Consider the following 21,639-nt stretch of genomic DNA (forward strand, 5'->3'; position numbering starts at 1 on the left):
GTCTCAGAATAATCCCGGGCGGCTCACCCGAGACGTCTCGCCTCCTCTTCCGGGCAGCGAAAAACCGGGGACGGCGGTGGCCGTCCCCGGTCTCGGGTCCTGGGTGCTGCTGCGGTCAGCTCTGGTTGTAGAAGCCGGTCTCGTCGAGCGGGCGGTCGATCACCATCACCTCGACGTCCGCCGGGGTGAGCAGGAACACCCGCCGGGCGATCCGCTCGATGCCGCCGCGGGTGCCGAAGATCAGCCCGGAGGCGAAGTCGACCATGCGCTTGGCCTCGGCCTCGTCCATCTCCGTGAGGTCCATGACCACCGGGACGCTCGCCCGGATGTGCTCGCCGACCGTCCTGGCCGCCTCGAATCCGGTCGGCCGCAGGGAGACGATCTTGGTGGGGGCGGGGGCGGAGGACACCGTCTCCTGCTCGACCCACTCGTCGTCGTACACCGCGGCCGGGTAGTTCCCGGAGGGCATCAGCCACCCGTTGTGGTGCTCGTCGCGAAGTGCTCCCATGCCGCGCCTCCCTGCCTCGTTCCGTACTGGTCCCCCGGTGCGCGTGTCCTTTTGACACGTCATCCACTCGTCGGAACTGTCCGAGTATCGCACTGATCACCGGTCCCGTGCCCGCTCGCGCCGCCCGTACGAGTCGCGCCGCGCCGCAGGACCGGGCTGACCCGGACACCACTTGCGACGCAGGAACCCGACGTACGGTTGCGCGCGTAGACCATATCGGTCCCGGTCACCGCTTAATTGACCTTCTGTCAACAATGCGGGAACGATTTCACACGCCACCGACAGTCGGCCCGGTCGGCCGAGCGGGTCCGGGCCTCCCGCGCGCCCGGCGCGCCGTGTCGGGCGCCCGGCGCTCAGCCCGCGGCCGCGCGCCGCCGCCGCAGCGCCCCCCGGACCGCCGCCACCCCGCTCACCAGGAACAGCAGCACGATCACCCCGGCGGACAGCAGGAAGCCCGCCGACCCCGGCTCCCGCGAGGTGGCCGCCGCGGTGACGTAGACCGCGGTCAACGGGGTCACCCCCAGGGCGGTCGCGACGATGAACGGGAGGAACGGCACCCCGGAGAAGGCGGCGCCGAGGTTGCCCGCCTGGAACGGCAGCCCCGGCAGCAGCCGCAGCAGGAACACGCTGCGGAACCCCTGCTCGGTGAAGCGCCGGTCCAGCGCGAGCACCAGCCGGCCCCGCAGGTGGGGGCGCAGCGCGTCCCGGCCCAGCCAGCGGGCCAGCCCGAACGCCATCCCGGCCCCGATCGTGGTGCCGAGCACGGCCAGCACCGTCCCCTGCTGCACGCCGAGCAGCAGCCCGGCCGCCGCGTTCAGCGCGGGCCGGGGGAAGAACGCCACCGTCCCCACCGCGTACACCGCGACGAACACCGGCGCCAGCCAGTACCCCGGCAACCCCGCCGGCAGCCCCCCGTCGAGCAGCGCCGTCGGGCTCCACAGCAGCAGCGACCCGGCCAGCGCCGCGAAGATCACCAGCAGCACCCCGAGCCGCACCCAAGCCGCCCGCGCCGCCCGTGGCCGCGGCGCGGTTTCGTGGGGGGCCGTCGAGTCGGACGGCGGCGGGGAGGTCAGGGTTTCGAGCACCCCCCGAGCCTAACCGCCGCCCCCCACCGTCCCGGGCGGCGGGTGGGCCGTATCCCGGGACGGTGGGCGGACGGTCACGGCGTGCCGTTCTCCTTCGGGTTGTAGACCCAGATCTGGTTGGGGTGGACCCCGCCGTGGTACCAGGCGACTACCGGGGTGTTGTCGCTGGTCCAGCCGCGGTAGACGTCCATGTTGAGGCCCTGGATGCTCAGCCTGTTGGCCAGGGGCTGATCGGTCCAGTGCTGGTTCTCCCCGCCGTGGCAGGGCCAGACGACGAGCTGCCGGAAGTCCCAGCTGGCGCCGGTCGGCGGCAGATCGAGGCACTTGCCGTCGGCGGCGTGGACGATCTCCGAGTTGGCGCTCCAGTACCACTTCTGGTGGGCGCCGCCGTTGCAGGTGGAGACCTGGACGAGGGCGCCGTCCTCGGAGCTTCCGCCGGCGGTCTCCAGGCAGAGCGTGTGGTTGGCGAGGCCGGAGCGGAGCTCGAAGGGCTTGTCGGCGGAGGCCTGCGCCGTGGTCGTCCCGGTGACGGCGAGGCCGGCGGCGAGGGTCAGGACGGCGGCTGCCGCACCCGCGCGACGAGTGAGTCCGGAGCTGTGCGTGGTCATGCGTTCCCCCCTAGGAACGGATGGTTTCCATGCGAATGACTGCGCGGTCTCATGATACGGATGGAGCGCTGATGCGCCAGTGGAATTCGTCGGAGCCCGATGTACGGATCGGGCCTGTGCCACACCTGGATGTCGTCGGCCGGGTCGCCGCCGGGGGCTAGAAGTTCACCCGGGGCTCCAAGCCGTGCCAGATCTGGTTGGCGCCGCCGTTGGAGCCCCAGGTGATGATCGGGGTGCCGTCGTCGGGGCTGGAGCCGGCCACGTCGAGCAGCAGGCTGAGCCAGCTGCCCAGCTGGCCGGTCGAGGGCGAGCTGATGCCGGGGACGTTCCACATCTGGTTGACGGAGGTCGGCCGCGTCCGGCAGGGCCACTGGATCACCTGGGTGCCCCACACCGTGCTGCCGCCGGGGACGTCCAGGCACATCCCGCTGTTGAGGTTGAACAGCAGGCCGTTGCTGTCCGCCCTCCACAGCTGGTTGGCGCCGCCGGTGCAGGTCCACTGGCGGATGGGGGCGCCGCCGTCGGTGCGCCAGTCGGCGACCTCCAGGCACTTCCCCGTGGCCTGGTTGCGGAGCTCGAACGGCAGGGTGGTGCGGGGGATCTGCTCGGCCTGGGCCGCGCCGGGGGCGGCGAGGACGAGCGCGCCGGTGGTGGCGAGCCCGCCGAGGGCGGCGCCGAGGCGACGGGTGCGGGAAAGGGGTCTGATGGCCATGTCGGGCTCTCCGTTCACTGCGGGTGGGTTTCGGGTGGGTTGCGGGTGAGCGATGGCGGTCCCGGCTCTGGTCAGCCCTTGTCGGTCGGCGGCTGGTAGCCGGTCCACTCCTGGTTGGTGCCGCCGTTGTCGCCCCACTGGATGACCGGAGCGCCGTCCCGGGGGCTGGAGCCGGCCAGGTCGAGCAGCAGGTTCCAGCTGTGGCCGGCCCGGAAGCTCCCTCGGTGCGGGTCGAAGGACCACCGTTGGTTGGCGCCGAAGTTGCAGCCCCACTGGACGGCCTGGGTGCCCCAGACCGTACTGGCGCGCGGGATGTCCAGGCACCGGTGGCTGTGGAGGTTCCTGAGATCGCCGTAGTTGGTGGAGAACCACTTCTGGTTGTCCCCGCCGGTGCAGGTCCACTGGCGGACGGGGGCGCCTTCGTCCCGGCGCCAGTCGGCGACCTCCAGGCACTTGCCGGTGGCGTCGTTGCGGAGTTCGAAGGGCGGGGAGACCCGGATGAAGTTCTCCGGCAGCGCCTGCGCCGTGCCGGGGGAGGCGAGGACGAGCGCGGCGGCGGTGGCGAGCCCGCCGAGGGCGGCGCCGAGGCGGCGGGCGTGGGAGCGGGGGTGGGGGTGGGGTCTGGTGGCCATGGTGTGCTCTCCGATCGGATCGGGCGGTCGTGGTGGACCTGCTGGCGAGCGTGGCGCGGGGTGGTGCGGGGTGGTGCGGCGTTGCGGGCCCCGGCCGCCGGCCCGCGCGAGCGGGAGCGGCCGGGGTGGTGGTGCGGTCAGGCGCCGAGACCGGGGTTCGGGCCGGGGCCCCAGGCCTGGTTGGCGCCGGAGTTGCGGGTCCACTGGATGACCGGAGCCCCGTCCTCCTTGGAGGCCCCGGCGGCATCGAGCACCAGCAGGGTGTGCTTGTCGAAGATCCGGCGCATTCCGCTGACGCCCATGACGCCGGCGGACCAGCGCTGGTTGTCCCCGCCGTTGCACTCCCACTGGGTGAGCTGGATGCCGGGGGTGGTGTCCCAGCCCGGGACGTCCAGGCACTTGCCGCTGTTGACGTTGATGAGCTGCCCGTCGGTGAAGCGCCACTTCTGGTTGGCGCCGCCGGTGCAGGCCCACTGGTTGACGGGGGCGCCGTCGTCGGTGCGCCAGCCGCCGACCTCCAGGCACTTGCCCGACAGGATGTTGACGAAGGTGGTGTCCGAGAACCAGGTCTGGTCGTAGCCGCCGTCGGCGTTCGCCGGTGCGGCGGTGAGGAGGCCGGCCCCGAGGGCGAGGGCGGTGGCCGCCGCGGCGGAGCCGAGGCGGCGCGTGGTGTTGAGCGGGGTGGTCATGCGCTTCCTTGTCATCCGATCGGTGCCGGCCGCTGCGGAGTGTTCGACAGCGGCCGGTTCGAAAAGGTTGTGCGGATCCTGAGGAGGATTCATGAAGTTCGGGCACGACTCGACGTGACCGCGCGTATTTGATCACGCCGGAGGGCCGCCCGGGAAGCGGGTTTGGACGCGGGCTCGGTCTCACCGCGCGGGAAGCTCGAACACCTCGCCGCCGCCAGGGGTCCTGGAGGTGACGAGGTGTTCGACGGCCGTGGGTTCGAAGGGGTGCGGTGGGGTTGCGGTGATCCCGGGTCAGGACGTGGGCGGCTCCGCCCGGCGCAGGGCGCCCGCGCTCAGCAGTAGGGCCACGGAGAGCGCGGTGACCACGCCGAAGGAGGCGGTGAGCGAGGTGGCCTGGGCGAGGCCGCCGACGATCGCGGGGGCGATCAGGCCCGAGGTGTAGGTGACGGTGGCGACGCCGGCGATGGACTGGCTGGGGTTGGTGCCGATCCGCCCGGCCGCCGCGAAGGCCAGCGGCACCACCACCGCGACGCCGATCCCGATCAGCGCGAACCCGGGGATGGCCAGCGCCGGACGGTCGGCCACCACGACCAGGAGGCCGCCGGCGGTGGCGATCGCGCCGCTGAGCCGGGCGGACCGGACGGCGCCGAGGCGGCGGATCACCGCGTCGCCGGCCAGCCGGCTGACCGCCATGGTGAGCGCGAACGCGGTGTACGCGGCGGCGGCCACGGTGGTCGATGCGCCGGTGACGTCGCGCAGGTAGACGCCGCTCCAGTCCATCGAGGCGCCCTCGGCGAACACCGCGCAGAAGCCGACCAGTCCGATCACCAGCGAGCTGCGCGGCGGCAGCGCGAACCGGGGCGGCTCCTCGGCCTGTTCGGCGGCCCGCAGGTCGGGCAGGGCGTTGCAGACCGGCTGCGCGAGGGCTGCCAGCAGGACGGCGGTGACGGCGAGCTGGACGCGGGGTTCGAGGTTCTGGTGGGCGGCCAGGATGCCGAAGCCGGCCGCCAGCAGGCCGCCCGCGCTCCACATCCCGTGCAGGCCGGACATGATCGAGCGGCCGAGCCGCTGCTCGATCTCCACGCCCTGCGCGTTCATCGCCACGTCCGCCATGCCGGCGGTCGCCCCGTAGGCCAGCAGGGCCAGGCAGAGCACCGGCAGCGAGGGGGCGAGGGCGGGCAGGGCGAGCGCGAGGCAACAGAGCGCGAGCAGTCCGCGGACCGCGGCCCGGCCGCCGTAGCGGTGGACGAAGCGGCCGGCCAGCGGCATCGCGAGGGAGGAGCCGATCGCCGGCATCACCAGGGCCAGGCCGAGCTGGCCGGGGGAGAGGTCGAGGCGGTCCTGGATCCACGGGATGCGGCTGACGAAGGTGCCGCCGACGGCGCCGTGCACGCCGAAGACGAGGGCGATGGCGACCCGGGCCCGGCGCGGGGCGTCGAGCGCGTCGAGTGGTGGTCCTGTGGTCAGGCTGCTGGTCATCCGTTCTTCCCTCCGAGTGCGGGCGGTCGGCCCATGCCGCCGACTGTCCTTCCCGCCGACGCTTCGGTAAATTATCAGGAAGGGACCCTGATAGAAACATTCTGGAAGGATGTTCCTCCATGACCACCGCGCGTACGGCCACGCCGAGCACCGCCCGGGCGATCAACGACCGGCTGGCGCTCAACCTGCTCCTCGACCAGGGTCCCCTGACCGCGACCGAGCTGCGCGACCTCACCGGCCTCTCCCGGCCCACCGTCGCCGACCTGCTCGAACGCCTCCAGCGGACCGGCCTGGTCGCCGTCGTCGGCGAACGCGGCGAACAACGGCGCGGTCCCAACGCCCGGCTCTACGCCCTGGTCGCCTCGCGCGCCCACCTCGCCGCCGTCGACGTCCGCTCCGGCGGGGTCTCGCTGATCGTCGCCGACCTCGCCGGAAAGCCGCTCGCGGCCGCCGAACTCGCGGTCGACGAACCCGGCAGCGCCGACGCCCACCGCGCCGCCGCCGACCGGATCGTCCGCACCCTGCTCGACACCGCCCGGCGGGCCGGCGTCGACCACCTGCACACCGTCGCCGTCGGCGCCCCCGGCTTGGTCGACCCCGCCACCGGCCGGCTCCAGTCCACCGGCGAGCTGCCCGCCTGGCACGCCGACCTCCTCGCCGCCCTGCACGAGCTGCCCGGCACCGACGTGATCCTGGAGAACGAGGTCAACCTCGCCGGCCGCGCCGAGTACCGGATCGGCGCCGCCCGCGGCCGGGACGACTTCGTCCTCATCTGGCTCGGCCACAGCGTCGGCGCCGCCGTCATCCTCGACGGCCGGCTGCGCCGCGGGGCCGGCGGCGGCACCGGCGAGATCTGCTTCCTGCCCGTCCCCGGCACCGTCGCCATGCCCAGCGCCACCAGTTGCGAGGGCGGCTTCCACAGCCTGGCCGGCAGCGCCGCCGTCTGCGCCCTGGCCCGCGCCCACGGCCTGCCCGTCACCGGAGCCGACGTCGACGTTGATGTGGCCGCCGACGACGCGGCCGCCGCCGAGGCCGCCGTCCGCGCCGCCCTGGACGCGCTCGGGGAGGGCGAACCCGGCGGGCCGTTCCTGGACGAGCTCGCCGAACGCATCGCCGTCGGCGCCTCGGCCGTCTGCGTGGTGATCGACCCCGGCTGCGTCGTCCTCGGCGGCGAGATCGGCCGGGCCGGCGGCCCCGAACTCGCCGCCCGGGTCGAGCGGCGGCTCGCCGCGCTCTCCCCGCTGCGCACCGAGGTCCGGGCCGGTGAGGCCGGCGGCGGCGCGGTGCTCAGCGGTGCCGTCCTCACCGCCGGCGACGCCGTCCGCCGGGATCTGTTCGGCGAGCCGTAGGGCCGGTCTCCGGAGCCCCGGACCGCCTGCCTCCGCCGCCGGGCGAGGCGAGTGCCCCGCCGCCGTGGCCCGGCCCGCGGCGTCCCGGCGCAGCGCGGACTCCGCTTCGCGGTGCGGGTGGCCGGTACGGCAGGATGGCCGGAGCGCCGGGTACGACCCGGGCCGAAGCGTCTGTAGCACCCGTAGCACCCGTAGCACCTTAGGCACTCGAAGCACCGAACCACCCGAAGCACCGAACCATCGTCAGGAGTCACAGCCATGGGCCAGCCCGGGGTACCCGCACCGGTCAACCCGTACCGGATCGGCGAGGCCGCGGCGCTGCTCGGCGTCAGCGCCGACACCATGCGGCGCTGGGTGGACGCCGGCCGGGTCGCCGCCGAGCGGGACGAGCACGGGCACCGGATCATCCCCGGCGCCGAGCTGGCCGCCTTCGCCCGCGAGCTGGCCCGCCCGGAGACCGCCGCCGCTGAGGGACGGCCCTCCTCGGCCCGCAACCGCTTCCCCGGCATCGTCACCGACGTCGTGCTCGGCGACGTCGCAGCCCAGGTGGAGATCCAGGCCGGACCGTTCCGGGTGGTGTCGCTGATCAGCCGGGAGTCGGCGGAGGAACTGGGTCTGGTGCCCGGTGCGGCCGCCACCGCGGTCATCAAGTCGACCAATGTGATGGTCGAACTCCGCTGACCGACGGCCGCTGACCTACCTCCGCCGACCCGGGAACCCGTGACCGGCCCGAGCCGTCGAGACCACCGAGGAGAGGACCACCCCGATGCCGCACCCCCCGCTGCCGTCCACCCAGAGCGCCGTCTTCGCGATCGAGGCGATGGCCGCCCGGCACGGCCGCGAGGTCCGCACCGGCCACGACATCGGGCGCGACCAGACCTTCGCCGGACTGGTCGGCGCCGACGGCGGCAGCGGTGCCGACAAACTGGCCGCGATACCCCACGAGGCGCTGGTGGAGATCGCGGGCACGCCCGCCGTCACCGTCCGCCTCTTCGTCCACGACGAGGCCGTGGTCACCGTCGACCACATCCCCTTCGACGTCCCGCGCGACAGCGTCCCGGCCTTCCTGAACTCGGTCTGGACCGGACTGGTCCACCTCAAGCAGCGGTTGTTCCCGCCCGCCTGCACCATGATCGTCACCGTGCCCGGCGAGCCGAGCTACCGCGAGGCCGTCACCCTGCCCATCCTCACCCCGTGGCTCGCGGGCAAGATCCGCTGAAGCCGCAGCCGCAGCCGCAGCCGCACCGACCACCGAACCGATGAACGGACCGATGACGACCGCACCCGCCGCCGCCCGCCGTCCCGTGCTCGCCGTCGCCCACCGGGGCGACCCGTACCAGTACCGCGAGAACACCCTCCCCTCGATCGAGTCCGCGTTCGCCGCCGGTGCCGACGCCGTCGAGGTGGACGTCCGGCTCACCCGCGACCGGGTGCCGGTGCTGCTGCACGACGCCACCCTGGAGCGGCTCTGGGGCGACCCGCGCGCGCTCGACCGGGTCACCGCCGCGCAGCTCGACGAGCTGGCCGACGGCCCGTACACCGTCCCCACCCTCGCCGAGGCGCTCAAGTCCGCCGCCGCCACCCCGGCCGCCAAGCTCCTCATCGACCTCGACGACGCCCGCCCCGTCGCCGCCACCTGGGAGGTCGTCACCGATCTCGGCGCCGAGGACCGGGTGGCGTTCTGCGGACCGGCCACCGCGATGCTCGCCGTCCGCGCCATCGCCCCCGGGGCCGAGCTGGCGCTCACCTGGAAGGAGCCCCGGCTGCCCGGCCGCGCGCTGCTCGACGACCTGCGCCCGCGCTTCCTGAACCCGCCGTTCGGCCTGGTCACCCCCGAGTTCACCGCCACCGCGCACCAGGCCGGGCTCGCCGTCTCCACCTGGACCGCCGACCTGCGCCGCACCATGCGCAAGCTCCGCGCCGCCGGCGTCGACTCGATCACCAGCAACCGGATCGCCGTGCTGCGCTCCGTCCTGGACGGTCGCCGGTGAGCGGGAGCTCCGCTGCCGACGGCGGCGTCCTCGGACCCCGGGCGCTCGGCCGCGCCCTGCTGGCCCGTCAGCACCTGCTGAGCAGGGTTTCCACGGAACCCGCCGCGATGATCGAACACCTCGGCGGCCTCCAGGCCCAGGCCGCCCCGCAGCCGCCCTACCTGGGCCTGCTCGCCCGGATCGACGGCTTCACCCCCGAGCCGCTCAGCGAGCTGATCGAGCAGCGGCGGGTCGTCCGGATCGCCCTCCAGCGCGGCACCATCCACCTGGTCACCGCCGCCGACTGCCTGACCCTGCGTCCGCTCCTCCAGCCGATGCTCGACCAGGCCCTGCGCACCACCTTCGGCAAGCGGCTGGTCGGCCTCGACATGGACTCCCTCGCCGCCGAGGCCCGCACCCTCGTCGAGCAGGAGCCGCGCACCTTCCAGCGGCTCGGCGCCGAGCTGGCCGAGAGCCGTCCCGACCGCGACCCGGCCGCCCTCGCCCAGGCCGCGCGCTGCCTGCTCCCGCTGGTGCAGGTCCCGCCGCGCGGTCTCTGGGGCCGCGGCGGCCCGGCCGCGCACACCACCGCCGAAGCCTGGCTCGGCCGGGCCCTCGACCCGGCCCCCTCGATCGACGACCTCGCCCTGCGCTACCTCGCCGCCTTCGGCCCGGCCACCGTCGCCGACCTGCAGAAATGGTGCGGCCTCAGCCGGCTCGCCCCGGTGCTGAAGCGGCTCGCCCCGGGCCTGCTCACCTTCCGGGACGAACACGGCCGACTGCTCTACGACCTGCCCGACGCGCCCCGGCCCGACCCGGACACCCCGGCACCGGTCCGGCTGGTCGCGCCGTTCGACAACCTGCTGCTCTCGCACGCCGACCGGAGCCGCGTTCTGCCCGAGGAGTACCGGCCCCGGGTGATGACCCAGAACGGCATCGTGCTGGGCAGCCTGCTGGTGGACGGCCTGGTCGCCGGCAGCTGGCAGATCGCCGAGGAACGCTCGGGAGGCTCCGATGAGTGGACGGTGACGATCCGTCCGTTCGCGCCGCTGGACCGCGCCGATCGGCGGGCCGCTCAGGACGAGGCCGAGCGGGTGCTGGCCTTCGCGGGCGGCGGCGCGGGGACCGTCCGGTTCGTGACGGACTGACGTTCGGGCACCCGGTGGGTGTTCGCCCCGCGTGACTCGTTGGAGTGGCCGGACGGCGGGTGGTCTGTACGCGCACGGACTGTGTGGCTTGAATCGACCCACCCGTCGGACGGCGGCCGCCGTCCGCGGTGGCCGCCCCAGTGGAATGGAGCCGGCCATGGCCCCCGTGCACGATGGCGTCTACGCGATCGCCAAGCCCAACGAGCAGCTGCTCACCCTCCAGGAGGCCAAGGACTTCGTCGTCGTCCTGCCCCCGACCGGCGAGCCCGGCGAGCAGGAGTGGGAGGTGACGAGCCGCGACGACGGCTACGTCGTCATCAAGAGCCTCCGGCACGGCGCCTACGTCGGCCTGGACGGCCCGCCGGAGGTGAACCAGCTGGTCAGGGGCGTCGAGGAGCCCTTCGAGTGGTCGCTGTACCAGTCCGCCGAGCCGTTCACCTTCCATGTCGTCGTCCCCGGTGGCCCGGTCGACGGCGAGGAGCTGGCACTGGACTTCAGCGTGCTGAACATCTTCCCGCCGCGCACCGCCCTCCGTCCGCTGGACGTGCGTGACCAGACGCAGGCCTGGTCGTTCCAGTTCCACGAGTGAGGGCTTCCCCCGCGCGGCGCGCCCGGTCCCGTCCGGGTGCGCCACGCAGGGGACATAACGCGCATTCGATCGGATGATCTGTTGAGATGGGGCAAATCGACAGACCGAGCCGATCGACCGGACGGAGGAACGGATGCCCGGGGAGACTCCGCCCGCAAGGAGGCAGGCGGACCACCGCCGCCCCTACCTGATGCTGCCGCCCGCGGTCCGGGCGGCAGCCGCGTGGTCGGCGGCGGTGATCCTGCTCATCACCGTCGCCTCCCTCGTCGTCTTCGCCCTCGTCGAGCTGCGCGCGGCCACCGTCCCGGTCATCCTCGCGCTGCTCGGCACCTCGCTGCTCTACCCCGTGATGCCGTGGATGGTTCGACGCGGCGTCAGCCGCTCCGTCGCCGCCGGGCTGACCTGCGCCGTCCTGGTCACCGCCGTCGGCGGGGTGATCGCCCTGCTGGTCAACTCCCTGGTGCACAGCGCCCCGCAGATCGCCGCCGCACTCCAGCAGGCCGGCGACCGGCTCGCCGAATGGCTCGGCCCGTTCGGCGAGAAGATCCGGCACGCGCTCGACAACGCCCAGGGCGAGACCAACTCGCTGATCTCCACGGTCACCAACGGCGTGCTCTCCGGCCTCGGCCTCGCCACCCAGATCATCACCGGCGGGGTGCTGGCCCTCGCCCTGGTGTTCTTCTTCCTCCGCGACGGCCACCGCACCGGCGACGCCGTCCGCTCTTACCTGCCCGCCCGCAGCGCCGAGACCGTCGTCGCCTGCGCGGAGCGGGCCTTCGACGCGATGGCCGGCTTCATGCGCGGCACCACCCTGATCGCGCTCATCGACGCCCTGTTCATCACCGTCGGCTTGCTGGTGCTCGGGGTCCCGGGTGCGCCGGGGCTCGGGGCGCTGGTGTTCATGGGCGCCTACATCCCGTTCGTCGGCGCGTTCCTGTCGGGTGCCGTCGCGGTGCTCGTCGCCCTCGCCGACGGCGGGCTCGGCACGGCGGTCTGGGCGCTCGGCGTCGTCCTCGCGGTCCAGGCGATCGAGGGCAACATCCTCCAGCCGCTGATCCAGAGCCGCACCGTCGAACTCCACCCGGCCACGATCATGGTCGCCGTGGTGGCGGGGTCAGGAATCGCCGGGATCCTCGGCGCGCTGCTCGCGGTGCCGGTGTGTGCGGCGGGGCTCGGTGTGGTCTCGGTCCTGCGGGGCGTCCCGGGGCGGAGTGAGCGGGGCGGCGAGGACGGCTGACGTCAGGGCCTTCGCTTGTGCTCTTGGTGTGTGTGATCTGTGTGCCTCTGGTGCCTAAGACGTGAATCTGACAACATCTCAGTCGAGACGAACCACCGGTAACACCATCGGTTCATCTTGCTGGATCCATGTGTCGTTGCACGTAGAGAAGATCTGAGGCCCTTGAAGTGAAGACCTTACGGAACCACGTCGCGCAGCTGGCGGCGGTCGTGCTCGTAATGCTGGGCATGATGACCGCCGCGAGCACGCAGGCGCAGGCGGCCCCGCAGCGGGTCACCGAGAGCAGGACCATATGCTCGATCACCCCCGTCCCGGCGGGGTGGGTCATCACCAGCTCGCAGAACGCCTTCTGTCCCGGCAGCGGCGTGCAGTACACCATCGCCAACACGGCCGGGCAGACCAGCCTCCTGGCGTGCTCCTTCTCGCCGCTCCCGGACGGGTGGGTCGTCACCAGGTCGTTCAACACCGCGAGCTGCGCCGGCAGCGGTGTCTACTACGGCATCGCCAGCGTCGCGGGCAAGACCGAGATCGGCGCGTGCTCGCTCTCCCCGATCCCGGCCGGGTGGGTGGTCACCCGCTCGTTCAGCAGCATCGACTGCGTCGGAACCGGCGTCGCCTACGCGCTCATGAACGTCGCCGGCAAGAACTACGTCGACGGGGTGTGCTCCATGTCGCCGATCCCGGCCGGCTGGGTCGTGACGCGCGGGTACAGCAGCACCAACTGCCTCGGCACCGGCGTCGCCTACACGATCGTCCAGGCCGGCCAGGGCTCGATCGTCGTGTGCTCGTACTCGCCCGTCCCGGACGGCTGGATCATCTCGCGCTCGCTCAACACCAGCAGCTGCGCCGGGACCGGTTGGGCCTACGAGATCCGCAGGGCCTGACGAGTCGCACTTTCGGTGAGGCCCGGAGTGAGAAGTCGGTAGGGCCGACTTCCTGCGCCGGGCCTCCGGCGTTCACCCGGCGACGTCTTCGAGATCAGGACACCAGCGCGTCGCGTTCGCGTCAGAGCCGCGATGGCGCCGTCTCCGCGCTTTACAGTGCCTTCGACCCCACCTCACGCCGACGGCACGGGCGCCGGGCCGGCTGACGAGCGCCCCGGTCGCCCGACCCCGGGGTCATGCCGTCGAAGGACAAGGAGAACCCTGTGAACCGACTTCACCTCCGCGCCGCCGGCCCGATCGCGGTCCTGCTCACCACCGGGCTGGTCGCCCTCGCGACGCCCGCGCACGCCGCCGGCCCCGCCGACCTGTCCGCCGCGATCACCGCGACCGGCGCCCCCGAGACCGTCACCTACCGGTCCCTCTTCGGCAACGCCGGACCCAACCGCGCGGCAGGCACCGTGACCGCTGTCGTGCAGCTGCCGACCCAGGCCATCAGCGCGACCTTCGACCACTCCGACTGCGTCTACGACAACACCGCCAAGACTGTGTCCTGCGACCTCTCCGGCATGCCCGAGGGTGAGGGCTTTCCCCTCACCGTGACCGCGAAGTTCAGCCCCTTCGCCAGCGGGAAGCTCACGGCCACCGCGACCATCACCGGGACCGACCCCGACCCCAACAGTGCCAACAACTCCGCCACGGTCTCCTGCACCGCTCTCACCGGCCTGGTCATCATCTGCTGAACCTCACCGCCGGGCGGCCCGCAGGGGGCCGCCCGGCTTGTGATCGGCTGGCGTGTTCTGGGCGCCGGTTCTCGTTCCGATTCCTCAGCTTCTGGTGCCGAGCGGGAAGGCGCCGTCACGGTTGAGGATGAGCGCCTGGTGACCGAGTCGGCGGCGCGGCGGGTTGGCGGGGGTCTCGTTCGGCAAGGTGGGCTCCTTGGTCGGGAGTTGGGGTGGTGGGTGATGGCGGCGAGAGCCAGGTGAAGCAGGCCGGGAGTCCGGCGGAGATGCCGGCCGCCAGGATGAGGCCGAAGATGAGGAGTTGGGGCCCGAGCGGCCCGTCGTGGATCGGCCAGCAGACGAGGGCAGCCGCGAGTGCGCTGAGTGTGGGGACGACGAGGGCTGTGATGACGAGGGAGAGCGGACGGTTCACGCGGCGTCGCCGGCGCGGGGCCGGCTGGGCTTCTGGACGGGGATGAAGCGGGGCTTGGGGAGGGCCTGGACGTGCTCGGGCTTGGTGGTCCACTCGCAGCCGCCGGCTTCGTGGCGGAGGTAGGCGAGCCCGGCGAGGGTGTCCATGTAGACCGCTTCGGTGGGCTGCCCGGAGGGGCTGCGGTGGCCGAGGTCGCGCACGACCTCGCCGACGGCCGGGGTGTAGATGGGCATGCGGGGGCGCTTGGACATGGGGGCTCCACTGGTTGCGCTGTGCGTCGGGGTCGCTACGACCCGTGTCCATGGTGGAGCTTGAGGAGCTACGATCGGAAGCCGGGGAACTGGCGAATATCGCTAGGTTCAGTTGGGAGTGTCGTGAATCGGCGTGAACTTGATCCAGCGTCATCTCCGAGTGCGCCCCTCGGCGTTCAACTCCGCAGATCGCGCTCGTCGAAGGGGCTGACACAGTCCCAGCTGGGCGAACTCATCAGATTTTCGGCGTCATACATCTCGCGAATTGAACGAGGGGTGGAATCGCCGAGTCGACGCCTTGCCCAGGAGGCGGATCGGGTGCTTGAGACCGGTGGAACCATTGAACTGATGCTCGACCAGCTCGAACATGTCGTGCTCAAAGAGGGCTTGCCGGAGTATGCCGAGCAGGAGTCCAGGGCAGCCACCATCCGCCTCTTCCATCTGGGTCTGATCTCGGGACTGCTTCAGACGGAGGAGTACGCGAAAGCCTATGAGTTGGCAGCTGTCAGACGAGGCGCAACTACCGGGCAGCAGGCGGAAGCCCGGGTGAAGTTTCTTCTGGACCGCCAAGCGCGCTTGCAGCGAACGCCTCCGCCCTTCATTCAGACGGTGGTCGACGAGTGGAACCTCCGTCGGCCCATTGGCGGATCGGCGGTGATGGCAAGGCAGCTCCAGCACTTGGAGACGCTGGCTCAGCAGCCGAACGTGACTCTCCAAGTGGCGCCGCTTGAGTTGGGAGAGGACCGACCGTTCGCCCACACGGTGACCCTGCTGACCATGCCAACTGGCAAGACGCTGGGCTACACGGAGAGCCACAAGACGGGCTACTTGGAGCGCGACGCCGAGATACTGTCCTCCTGGGCCAGGGACTACGATCGGCTGCAAGTCGAAGCGCTGCCGCGAGCTAGCTCGCTTGAGCTGATCAGAGCAGTACGGAAGGAATTTGAGAGCCATGCAGCACGTTGACCTCGCCGACGTTCAGTGGCGCAAGAGTACGTACAGCGGCCAAGGCGGTGACTGCGTGGAGGTTGCCCCTGACTTCCAGGTTGTTGTCCCCGTCCGCGACTCCAAGGATCCGTCCGGGCCCGCGCTGGTCTTCCCGGCCGGTGCCTGGAGCGCCTTCGTCGCTGCCGTCCAGGCGGGCGAGTTCGGCACGATCTGACCGTCGACCTTCCTGATGGGATCCCATCCTGGCTGGCTTGGGTGGGATGCCGATCCGCTTCCAATGCGAGGAGCAACTGTGGTCCGGTGGCAGAAGAGTTCGTACTCCGGTCAAGGTGGTGAGTGCCTGGAGGTCTCGTTCGACCTGTGCGCCGCCCCCTGGCGCAAGAGCACCTACAGCAATGGCCAGGGTGGATGCGTCGAGGTCTCCGATGGCCACGTGGGCATCGTCCCCGTCCGTGACTCCAAGGACCCCTCCGGGCCCGCTCTTGTCTTCCCGGCCAGTGCCTGGAGTGCCTTCATCTCCGCTGTCCAGGCAGGCGAGTTCGGCGGCGTCTGATCCTCGCCTGCTCTCCATGTCCCCGCTGAGCTGCTGCTCAGCGGGGATATGTGGTTGCTGGACCTGTGCTGCGTGGGGGAGAGTTCGTCGTAGGAGTGTCAAAGGACAAGAGCGGGGCGACTGATGACGGTTGAGCGATTCGTGGTGTCCGACGCTGCGGCGGGGCCGTATGGACTGACCGTCGGGCCGGATGGGGCGGTCTGGTTCACCCTGGTGCACGCCGGGGAGATCGGGCGGCTCGCGGCCGACGGCACCGTCACCCGCTGCGGGCTGGACGCCCCCTCCGCCGGCCCCTCTCTGATCACCACCGGGCCTGACGGTGCCCTCTGGTTCACGCGGATGCGCGACCACCGGATCGGTCGGATCAGCACCGACGGCGAACTCTCCGACTTCCCAATCCCGACCGCGAACTGCGGCCCCTACGGCATCGCCGCCGGGCCGGACGGCGCCCTCTGGTTCACCGAGCTCAACGCCGACCGGATCGGCCGGATCACCACCGACGGCAACGTCACCGAGTACCCCCTCCCCACCACCGGCGCCTTCCCGTCGATGATCACCACCGGGCCCGACGGCGCGCTCTGGTTCGCCCTCAACCAGGCCAACGCCATCGGCCGGATCACCACGGACGGCGAGATCACCGTCCACCCCCTCCCGACCGAGGCCGCCGCGCCGGTCGGACTCACCGCGGGCACCGACGGCGCGCTCTGGTTCGTCGAGATCGGCGCCGGCCAGGTGGGCCGGATCACCGGCGACGGCAAAATCACCGAGTACCCCCTGCCCGACCGGGCCGCCCGTCCGCACGCCATCGCCGCCGCCCCCGACGGCCGCCTCTGGTTCACCGAGTGGGCCGCCGGCCGGATCGGCTCCCTCGCCCCCGACGGCACCTACACCGCCCACCCGCTCCCGGTCGAGGCCGCCGAGCCCCATGGCATCGCCGTCGCCCCCGACGGCACGGTGTACGCGGCCTTGGAGCTCGGCGAGATCGCCCGCCTCGGCGGGTAGGGCCCGCACGCCCGGTTCGTTGCCCTCCCCTCATGAGCCTCGCCGAGCGATCAGCTCGGCGAGGCACACATGGCTGGCCCCGCCTTCGCCGTTCGCTCCTGGGAGGCGCCATCGCCATCCCGGGCGAGTACGTGATTGTCGACCGCCACGAAACCCCGCTCACCGTCACCCTCACCGGCGGTGACCGGCCCGACGTCACCCGACCATTGCCGCTGCTCGACGCCGTCCCGCCGCTCCGGGGTTTGCGGGGGCGTCCACGTCGCAAGGCCCGGCGCCGGTATGCCGACTGGGGCTGCGACTTCGACAAGGACCGCCGTCTGCCGTGGAAGCGGGCATCAAGTCGTTGATCGCGCGACGCGGCGTCGCCCATGGCTCCGGACTGCGCACGGCGCGCAGATCGCCGTCGAGCGCGCCTTCGCGTGGCCGCACCAGTTCAAACGGCTCCGCACCCGCTACGAGCGACGGCGCCGATCTTCACCAGGGCCTGCTCGAACCGGCCTGCAGCCTCAGATGCCTGCGCCGCCTGCGAACCCCGGCGTGAAGGTATCAATTGGCGACACTGAACCATCCCGGTCGCACCTCGGTCACAACCGATTGCAGGGACCGCACCGCGGTCAGCAGGTCCTGATCCGTGACGTCAAGAGGTTCCGGCAGGCTCAGCCCATGGCAGCGGAGCCGCCAGAGGTCGAAGATCTCGCTCCCGTCGGCTGCGAAGTCGACGTCGAGCTCGGTGCCGTTGTCGCTGACGAAGCGGCACCCTGCCCCATGGACCAGGTAGGAGTAGGTGCCGACGCGCCCACTCCGACTGATGATCCGGCGCGAACGGACCAGTCCGAGGACATCTGAGAGTCGCTCAAGCGGGGTGATCACCGCCCTCATGGCCTCTTCAACCGCCTTCAGGGCGTCGACGTAGCCAAGCACGAGCTCCCGTGCATCCCCAACCCGTTCCATACGGCGTCATCCCCCTGAGCCCGTGCCCGAAGAGGATTGTTCCATGCGCCGCACAGGAAGTCGGCGGATCCGACTTCCTGTGCAGGATCCCCGCCACGTCCGTCGCCTCGGCTCCTGCCGGCGCCGGATCGGCACCGTTCGAGAACGCCAAGACAACGCCGGGTCGCCGCCATGGTGGCGGCGTGGCCGGGCGGTCGAGGATATGCGCAGCGGCACGGGCCGGGGCAGCGGAACCGGGTGCCCTCCGGCCGTCGCCGGGATGACCGAACAGCGTGATGGATCACTTTGTCAGGCCGTGCGGCGATCACCGCTGAAGCGTTCACGGCCGCAACTTCTGCGAGGGAAAGCGTTATGCGCATAGGTAAGAAGCTGGTCGCAGCCACGGCGTTGATCAGTGCCATCGCCTCAGGCACGATGCTGACCGCCACTCCCGCGAGCGCGGATGTGGGCATCCGGCTGAGCACCGGTCACGGTGTGGGCGTGTACGGGTACTACTACGACATCGACAACAATCACAAGGTCGCCGCGGATCTGGTGCCGTGGCAGCACGATGGTCTCGACGCGGACTGCTTCAGCTGGGGGCAAGACCTGGGCTACGGGAGCATCTGGTACCACACGGTCGCCGAATACCACAACGACGCCGGCTGGTCGCAGCACATCTTCGGGTGGACCTACGCCCCCTTCGTGGACGGCGGCGCGGCCATGGCCCGTCTCCCGTACTGCCACTACTAGCCTTCGCGCTCCGTGAGCGGAGGAGTCGGCGGTCGTTCCGGCAGGTCGTGATCCGGCCGAGGACGGGGTCGACGATGGCCTTGCGCCGGCTGCAGTCCTTCGGGATGCGTCCACGTGGTGCGGGTGGGCGGCGGAACCGGGCGATCGAGCGGAAGTCCGGGGCCTGGTCGGCGGCCAGGCCCCGGAACGCGTCGTCGTCGGCGCACTTGCGCTCGATCAGCAGACGCACGGCCGGAAGATCACGAGGCACAGGTGGGTCGCCGGTCGCAGAGGAACGCTCCTAGCGGCGGAGGAAGGTCCCGCCGTCGATGACCCAGAAGCCGGCCGGAACCGCGCCGCATTTGACGACCTCGGAGTGCGTGTCGGAGTTGGTCCAGGCCCAGCCGACCCGACGCTGGTGCTGCTCGTCGGTCGGGTAGAAGGTGAGACCGGCCTCGGGGTGCCGGCCCTCCGCGAAGAGGTACGGCTCGCCCCCGAACGGTGTGATCACGATCTGCGAGATGGGCCCGGTCACGGTGATGGCGCCGTTCCCGTCGACGGTCAGGCAGTCGACGTCGAACTCGGCCCGGGTGGTGCCGGCCTTCTCGAACACGTGCTGCACCACGACGTGCCCCCGGGCGTGGCCGTCGACCGTACGGGCGCTGACCTGCGCGGTGAGCCGCTCACCCGGGTTGGGGCCCGGGCCGTACTCGTTGAGCAGGGTCCAGCCGTGCAGCGAGAGGTGCTGGGCCGGTACGGGGGCGGCCGGCGCGGCGGCGGCGGTGCCGGCCGTCCCGGCCGCAAGGGCCGCGGCCGCGGTGGTGAGCGCGATGGCGCTGGTGAGCTTTCGCATGGTCAATCCTCGGTGGGGGGAAGGGAGTCGGGCTGTTCCCCGACTGCCTCCAAGCTCCCAGCTCACTTACGGTCCTGGCCTCCGCCGCAGGGAGGGACCAGCTCCCCCCAGCGGGGGAACCGCTCCTCCTCCGCCCGACGCACCGAGTGGCGTGTCGCCGCGCGGCTTCCAGTGCTGTGACCGAGGAGGTTCACCGGGTGTGCCCGATGGCGGCATTGCCGCGCTACGCATCGCGGTCGTTGCGCTGGGCCGGGTAGACGTAGGGAGTCGTGGTACTCAGGATGGTGAACCCGAGTCGTCGCAGAATGGGGCGGCTCTGGTCGGTTGCGTCGACCTGAAGGTAGCGGTAGCCGAGGCCGGCGGCGATCCGGGCGCGATGGGCGACCAAGGCCCGGTAGATACCCCGGCCTCGCCAGGCGGTCACGGTGCCGCCGCCCCAAAGGCCCGCGAACTCCGTGCCCGGGTTCAGTTCCATCCGCGCCGAGCAGACGGGCAGGTCGCCTGCCATCGCAACGACCATGCTGACCGTTTCCGAGTCCTGGGTCAGTCGGGCGAGCAGCCGCTGCCGCAGACCGGCGCCGCTGGTGCCGAAGGCCTGCTCGTGGACGTCCACCACGAGATCCACTCCCGCGGGATCGGTCACCGAGAGCAGGCGGACGCCCTCGGGCAGCGCGATGTCGGCCGCCAGATCCTGGATCCGGGCGATCATCACCGCTTCCTCGGGCTCGGCTGTGAACCCGGCCGACCGCAGCCGCCTCCCGAGATCGCCGGGCCGGTCGTGGGCGTATGCCTTCCACTCGAACTCGCGCCCCAGCGCGCCGAAGTAGCGCACCTGCGCCGCGATCGCCGCATCCGCCGTGGCATCGTCGAGGTCCGACCAGAGGACGCCGTTCCAGTCGTGATCCTCGCCGACCTGCCGCACGACGTCGCCGTCACGCTCGACGCGGGCTCCGGCACCGTCGGGCCGCGCGTCGCGCCTCATCTGGCGGTCGAACAGGGCGAGCACTTCATCGTGATCCATCCGCCCACTCCAGCATGAGGTGGGCGGCCTCGCCATTGGGTTTTGCCCTGTTCCCGCAGAGGGTGTCGTCGCCGAGGGGGTGGCAGCCGTGGAGGTGCGTGACGCGGTGGGTCCGGCCAACCTCTGCGGTCACCGCACCAGGTGCGTGCGGGCTTGGTCCTTTCCTGATTGCGCCACCGGTGGCCGGTTCCTTACGCCATAGTGGGGGCAAGGGAGTTGACTGAGGGGAGCCTCCATGATCGAGCAGGCGTACGTTCAAGCCGACGACGTGACCACCCCGACCATCGCGACCCTGCGGGATCGGATCTCGCAGGCGATCGACAGCACCGTGGCGCCGAGCATCCTCGACCGCCTCAAGGTCTGGCTGCAGCTGCCGACCGATTCCACCTTCACCAACGGAACCCTGGACAAGGACTGCGACCCCCGCGCCAGGGACCTTGGCGCAAGATTGAGCCCCGGCGCAGGGGGCCTGTTCGACGCCGCGGACCTGTCGGCGGCGGTGGACATCGCGGAGAAGTGGAGAGGGATCAGCACCATCCTGCAGAGTGACCGCGCGGTGCTGGTCAAGGGTCCGACCGGGCACGTGGGCGGAGCCAGGAGCACGTTCAACAACGACAAGGGCACCGGGTTCCACGTGATCCTGCTCCTGGCCACGGGGCAGGAGCAGGGCGGACGCAAGTTCTTCCTGGGGCTCGACCCGGACGTCAGCGCCACGACGGAGTCCCGGAACACGTGGATCCCCTTCGCCGTCGGCAGCACCGTCGCGAAGGTGTCGGCGTTCAACGCCGAGAAGGGCACCCGGGCCATCAAGGCGATGATCCTCGGCGACTCGGCGGACGGATTCGGCCCGCTGGTCCGCAAGTACTACGTCGACACGGCGGCAGCCTTCCCCGCGATCCTTCGCGGCTGAGGCCCGTTCCCGGAAGGTCTGGGGGAACCCGTGCCCGTCAGTACGCGGCTCCAGGCACGCATCCGGCGGGACTTCCCCGAACGCGGTTCCGAGCCGGGGGTCGTGCGGATAATCGACGACCTCCCCGGTACCGCCGGCTATGACGAGGGGATGTTCGGAAGCGAGCGCCTGCAAACGGCGATCGTTCTCCTCGCCGAAGGAAGCATCCACTGGCTCAGACGAGCCATCCGGCTCGCGATGACGGACTGGCGCGACGTCCTGGTGGCGGTGGAGTTGGCGCACGAGGACTGGCCGGACCGGTTGGACGCCGAACTCGGTCCCGAGCACCCTGACCGCGGTTGACGGTCGCCATCTGAACCGGGCCTGCGGAGTGGGAAGTCGGACCGGCCGACTTCCC

The 21,639-nt window shown here is 71.5% G+C and carries 27 protein-coding genes and 1 pseudogene; 17 read left to right on the plus strand and 11 right to left on the minus strand.

Annotated elements, in window-relative coordinates:
- Positions 1–115 precede the first annotated feature (115 nt).
- The 7 genes from AB0N76_RS09875 to AB0N76_RS09905 form a co-directional block, all read right to left on the minus strand.
- A complete protein-coding gene (locus AB0N76_RS09875) occupies positions 116–508 on the minus strand; it encodes a cell division protein SepF (RefSeq protein WP_363555078.1) in 393 nt (130 codons plus the stop codon).
- 353 nt (positions 509–861) lie between these two features.
- Positions 862–1,593 (minus strand): VTT domain-containing protein, encoded by a 732-nt coding sequence (locus AB0N76_RS09880; protein ID WP_363555080.1) that lies wholly within the window; start codon positions 1,591–1,593, stop codon positions 862–864.
- A gap of 74 nt (positions 1,594–1,667) precedes the next feature.
- Positions 1,668–2,201 (minus strand): RICIN domain-containing protein, encoded by a 534-nt coding sequence (locus AB0N76_RS09885; protein WP_363555082.1) that lies wholly within the window; start codon positions 2,199–2,201, stop codon positions 1,668–1,670.
- A gap of 157 nt (positions 2,202–2,358) precedes the next feature.
- Complete coding sequence (locus AB0N76_RS09890; RefSeq protein ID WP_363555084.1) at positions 2,359–2,913, minus strand: RICIN domain-containing protein; 555 nt, start codon at positions 2,911–2,913, stop codon at positions 2,359–2,361.
- Between the two features lie 71 nt (positions 2,914–2,984).
- Positions 2,985–3,545, minus strand: a complete 561-nt coding sequence (locus tag AB0N76_RS09895; protein WP_363555086.1) for an RICIN domain-containing protein — start codon at positions 3,543–3,545, stop codon at positions 2,985–2,987.
- Between the two features lie 137 nt (positions 3,546–3,682).
- The gene (locus AB0N76_RS09900; protein WP_363555088.1) at positions 3,683–4,234 is read right to left on the minus strand and encodes an RICIN domain-containing protein; all 552 of its coding nucleotides are present in this window, start codon (positions 4,232–4,234) and stop codon (positions 3,683–3,685) included.
- A 291-nt stretch (positions 4,235–4,525) separates the two neighbouring features.
- A complete protein-coding gene (locus AB0N76_RS09905; protein WP_363555090.1) occupies positions 4,526–5,713 on the minus strand; it encodes an MFS transporter in 1,188 nt (395 codons plus the stop codon).
- 119 nt (positions 5,714–5,832) lie between these two features.
- Between AB0N76_RS09905 and AB0N76_RS09910 the strand changes: the two genes are divergently transcribed.
- The 9 genes from AB0N76_RS09910 to AB0N76_RS09950 all read left to right on the plus strand — a co-directional run bounded on the left by AB0N76_RS09910 (position 5,833) and on the right by AB0N76_RS09950 (position 13,630).
- Positions 5,833–7,062, plus strand: a complete 1,230-nt coding sequence (locus AB0N76_RS09910; RefSeq protein ID WP_363555092.1) for an ROK family transcriptional regulator — start codon at positions 5,833–5,835, stop codon at positions 7,060–7,062.
- 258 nt (positions 7,063–7,320) lie between these two features.
- Complete coding sequence (locus AB0N76_RS09915) at positions 7,321–7,743, plus strand: helix-turn-helix transcriptional regulator (RefSeq protein ID WP_363555094.1); 423 nt, start codon at positions 7,321–7,323, stop codon at positions 7,741–7,743.
- Positions 7,744–7,828: 85 nt separating this feature from the next.
- Positions 7,829–8,281 carry a hypothetical protein gene (locus tag AB0N76_RS09920; RefSeq protein ID WP_363555096.1) on the plus strand — a complete coding sequence of 151 codons (453 nt, stop codon included), beginning with the start codon at positions 7,829–7,831 and terminating at the stop codon, positions 8,279–8,281.
- Between the two features lie 52 nt (positions 8,282–8,333).
- Positions 8,334–9,053 (plus strand): glycerophosphodiester phosphodiesterase, encoded by a 720-nt coding sequence (locus AB0N76_RS09925; protein WP_363555098.1) that lies wholly within the window; start codon positions 8,334–8,336, stop codon positions 9,051–9,053.
- Positions 9,050–10,180 (plus strand): winged helix DNA-binding domain-containing protein, encoded by a 1,131-nt coding sequence (locus AB0N76_RS09930; RefSeq protein ID WP_363555100.1) that lies wholly within the window; start codon positions 9,050–9,052, stop codon positions 10,178–10,180. Before AB0N76_RS09925 ends, AB0N76_RS09930 begins: the two co-directional genes overlap by 4 nt.
- A gap of 157 nt (positions 10,181–10,337) precedes the next feature.
- On the plus strand, positions 10,338–10,769 hold the full coding sequence (locus AB0N76_RS09935; RefSeq protein ID WP_363555102.1) for a hypothetical protein: 432 nt from the start codon (positions 10,338–10,340) through the stop codon (positions 10,767–10,769).
- Positions 10,770–10,902: 133 nt separating this feature from the next.
- Positions 10,903–12,006 carry an AI-2E family transporter gene (locus AB0N76_RS09940; protein ID WP_363555104.1) on the plus strand — a complete coding sequence of 368 codons (1,104 nt, stop codon included), beginning with the start codon at positions 10,903–10,905 and terminating at the stop codon, positions 12,004–12,006.
- A gap of 209 nt (positions 12,007–12,215) precedes the next feature.
- The gene (locus AB0N76_RS09945; protein ID WP_363555106.1) at positions 12,216–12,890 is read left to right on the plus strand and encodes a hypothetical protein; all 675 of its coding nucleotides are present in this window, start codon (positions 12,216–12,218) and stop codon (positions 12,888–12,890) included.
- Positions 12,891–13,153: 263 nt separating this feature from the next.
- Complete coding sequence (locus tag AB0N76_RS09950; RefSeq protein ID WP_363555108.1) at positions 13,154–13,630, plus strand: hypothetical protein; 477 nt, start codon at positions 13,154–13,156, stop codon at positions 13,628–13,630.
- A 408-nt stretch (positions 13,631–14,038) separates the two neighbouring features.
- On the opposite strand, the gene AB0N76_RS09955 is transcribed toward AB0N76_RS09950, so the two are convergent.
- The gene (locus AB0N76_RS09955; protein ID WP_363555110.1) at positions 14,039–14,293 is read right to left on the minus strand and encodes a hypothetical protein; all 255 of its coding nucleotides are present in this window, start codon (positions 14,291–14,293) and stop codon (positions 14,039–14,041) included.
- 123 nt (positions 14,294–14,416) lie between these two features.
- On the opposite strand from AB0N76_RS09955, the gene AB0N76_RS09960 reads away from it, so the two are divergent.
- From AB0N76_RS09960 to AB0N76_RS09980, 5 genes and pseudogenes are all read left to right on the plus strand, one after another.
- Positions 14,417–15,259 carry a helix-turn-helix transcriptional regulator gene (locus AB0N76_RS09960; protein WP_363555112.1) on the plus strand — a complete coding sequence of 281 codons (843 nt, stop codon included), beginning with the start codon at positions 14,417–14,419 and terminating at the stop codon, positions 15,257–15,259.
- The gene (locus tag AB0N76_RS09965; RefSeq protein WP_363555114.1) at positions 15,246–15,455 is read left to right on the plus strand and encodes a DUF397 domain-containing protein; all 210 of its coding nucleotides are present in this window, start codon (positions 15,246–15,248) and stop codon (positions 15,453–15,455) included. Before AB0N76_RS09960 ends, AB0N76_RS09965 begins: the two co-directional genes overlap by 14 nt.
- 63 nt (positions 15,456–15,518) lie before the next feature.
- Entirely contained in the window at positions 15,519–15,794 is a 276-nt protein-coding gene (locus tag AB0N76_RS09970; protein ID WP_363555116.1) for a DUF397 domain-containing protein, read from the plus strand.
- Positions 15,795–15,917: 123 nt separating this feature from the next.
- Positions 15,918–16,796 carry a virginiamycin B lyase gene (locus AB0N76_RS09975; RefSeq protein ID WP_363555118.1) on the plus strand — a complete coding sequence of 293 codons (879 nt, stop codon included), beginning with the start codon at positions 15,918–15,920 and terminating at the stop codon, positions 16,794–16,796.
- 155 nt (positions 16,797–16,951) lie between these two features.
- Positions 16,952–17,337 (plus strand): annotated as a pseudogene (locus AB0N76_RS09980) (IS5/IS1182 family transposase); the annotation flags it as partial.
- 5 nt (positions 17,338–17,342) lie between these two features.
- Here the strand turns inward: AB0N76_RS09980 and AB0N76_RS09985 are convergent.
- Positions 17,343–17,717, minus strand: coding sequence for a hypothetical protein (locus tag AB0N76_RS09985; RefSeq protein ID WP_363555120.1), 375 nt, complete (start codon positions 17,715–17,717; stop codon positions 17,343–17,345).
- A 381-nt stretch (positions 17,718–18,098) separates the two neighbouring features.
- Here AB0N76_RS09985 and AB0N76_RS09990 point away from each other — a divergent pair, with 381 nt between their 5' ends.
- Positions 18,099–18,479 (plus strand): hypothetical protein, encoded by a 381-nt coding sequence (locus AB0N76_RS09990; RefSeq protein ID WP_363555122.1) that lies wholly within the window; start codon positions 18,099–18,101, stop codon positions 18,477–18,479.
- 280 nt (positions 18,480–18,759) lie between these two features.
- Here AB0N76_RS09990 and AB0N76_RS09995 read toward each other — a convergent pair whose 3' ends face one another.
- Together AB0N76_RS09995 and AB0N76_RS10000 are read right to left on the minus strand one after the other, a co-directional pair.
- On the minus strand, positions 18,760–19,311 hold the full coding sequence (locus AB0N76_RS09995; RefSeq protein ID WP_363555124.1) for a hypothetical protein: 552 nt from the start codon (positions 19,309–19,311) through the stop codon (positions 18,760–18,762).
- Between the two features lie 223 nt (positions 19,312–19,534).
- Positions 19,535–20,332 (minus strand): GNAT family N-acetyltransferase, encoded by a 798-nt coding sequence (locus tag AB0N76_RS10000; RefSeq protein ID WP_363555126.1) that lies wholly within the window; start codon positions 20,330–20,332, stop codon positions 19,535–19,537.
- Positions 20,333–20,567: 235 nt separating this feature from the next.
- On the opposite strand from AB0N76_RS10000, the gene AB0N76_RS10005 reads away from it, so the two are divergent.
- Complete coding sequence (locus AB0N76_RS10005; RefSeq protein WP_363555128.1) at positions 20,568–21,242, plus strand: hypothetical protein; 675 nt, start codon at positions 20,568–20,570, stop codon at positions 21,240–21,242.
- 30 nt (positions 21,243–21,272) lie between these two features.
- Positions 21,273–21,584, plus strand: a complete 312-nt coding sequence (locus AB0N76_RS10010) for a hypothetical protein (RefSeq protein ID WP_363555130.1) — start codon at positions 21,273–21,275, stop codon at positions 21,582–21,584.
- Positions 21,585–21,639: the final 55 nt, after the last annotated feature.

Source organism: Kitasatospora sp. NPDC093806, assembly GCF_040683335.1.
Classification (GTDB): domain Bacteria; phylum Actinomycetota; class Actinomycetes; order Streptomycetales; family Streptomycetaceae; genus Kitasatospora.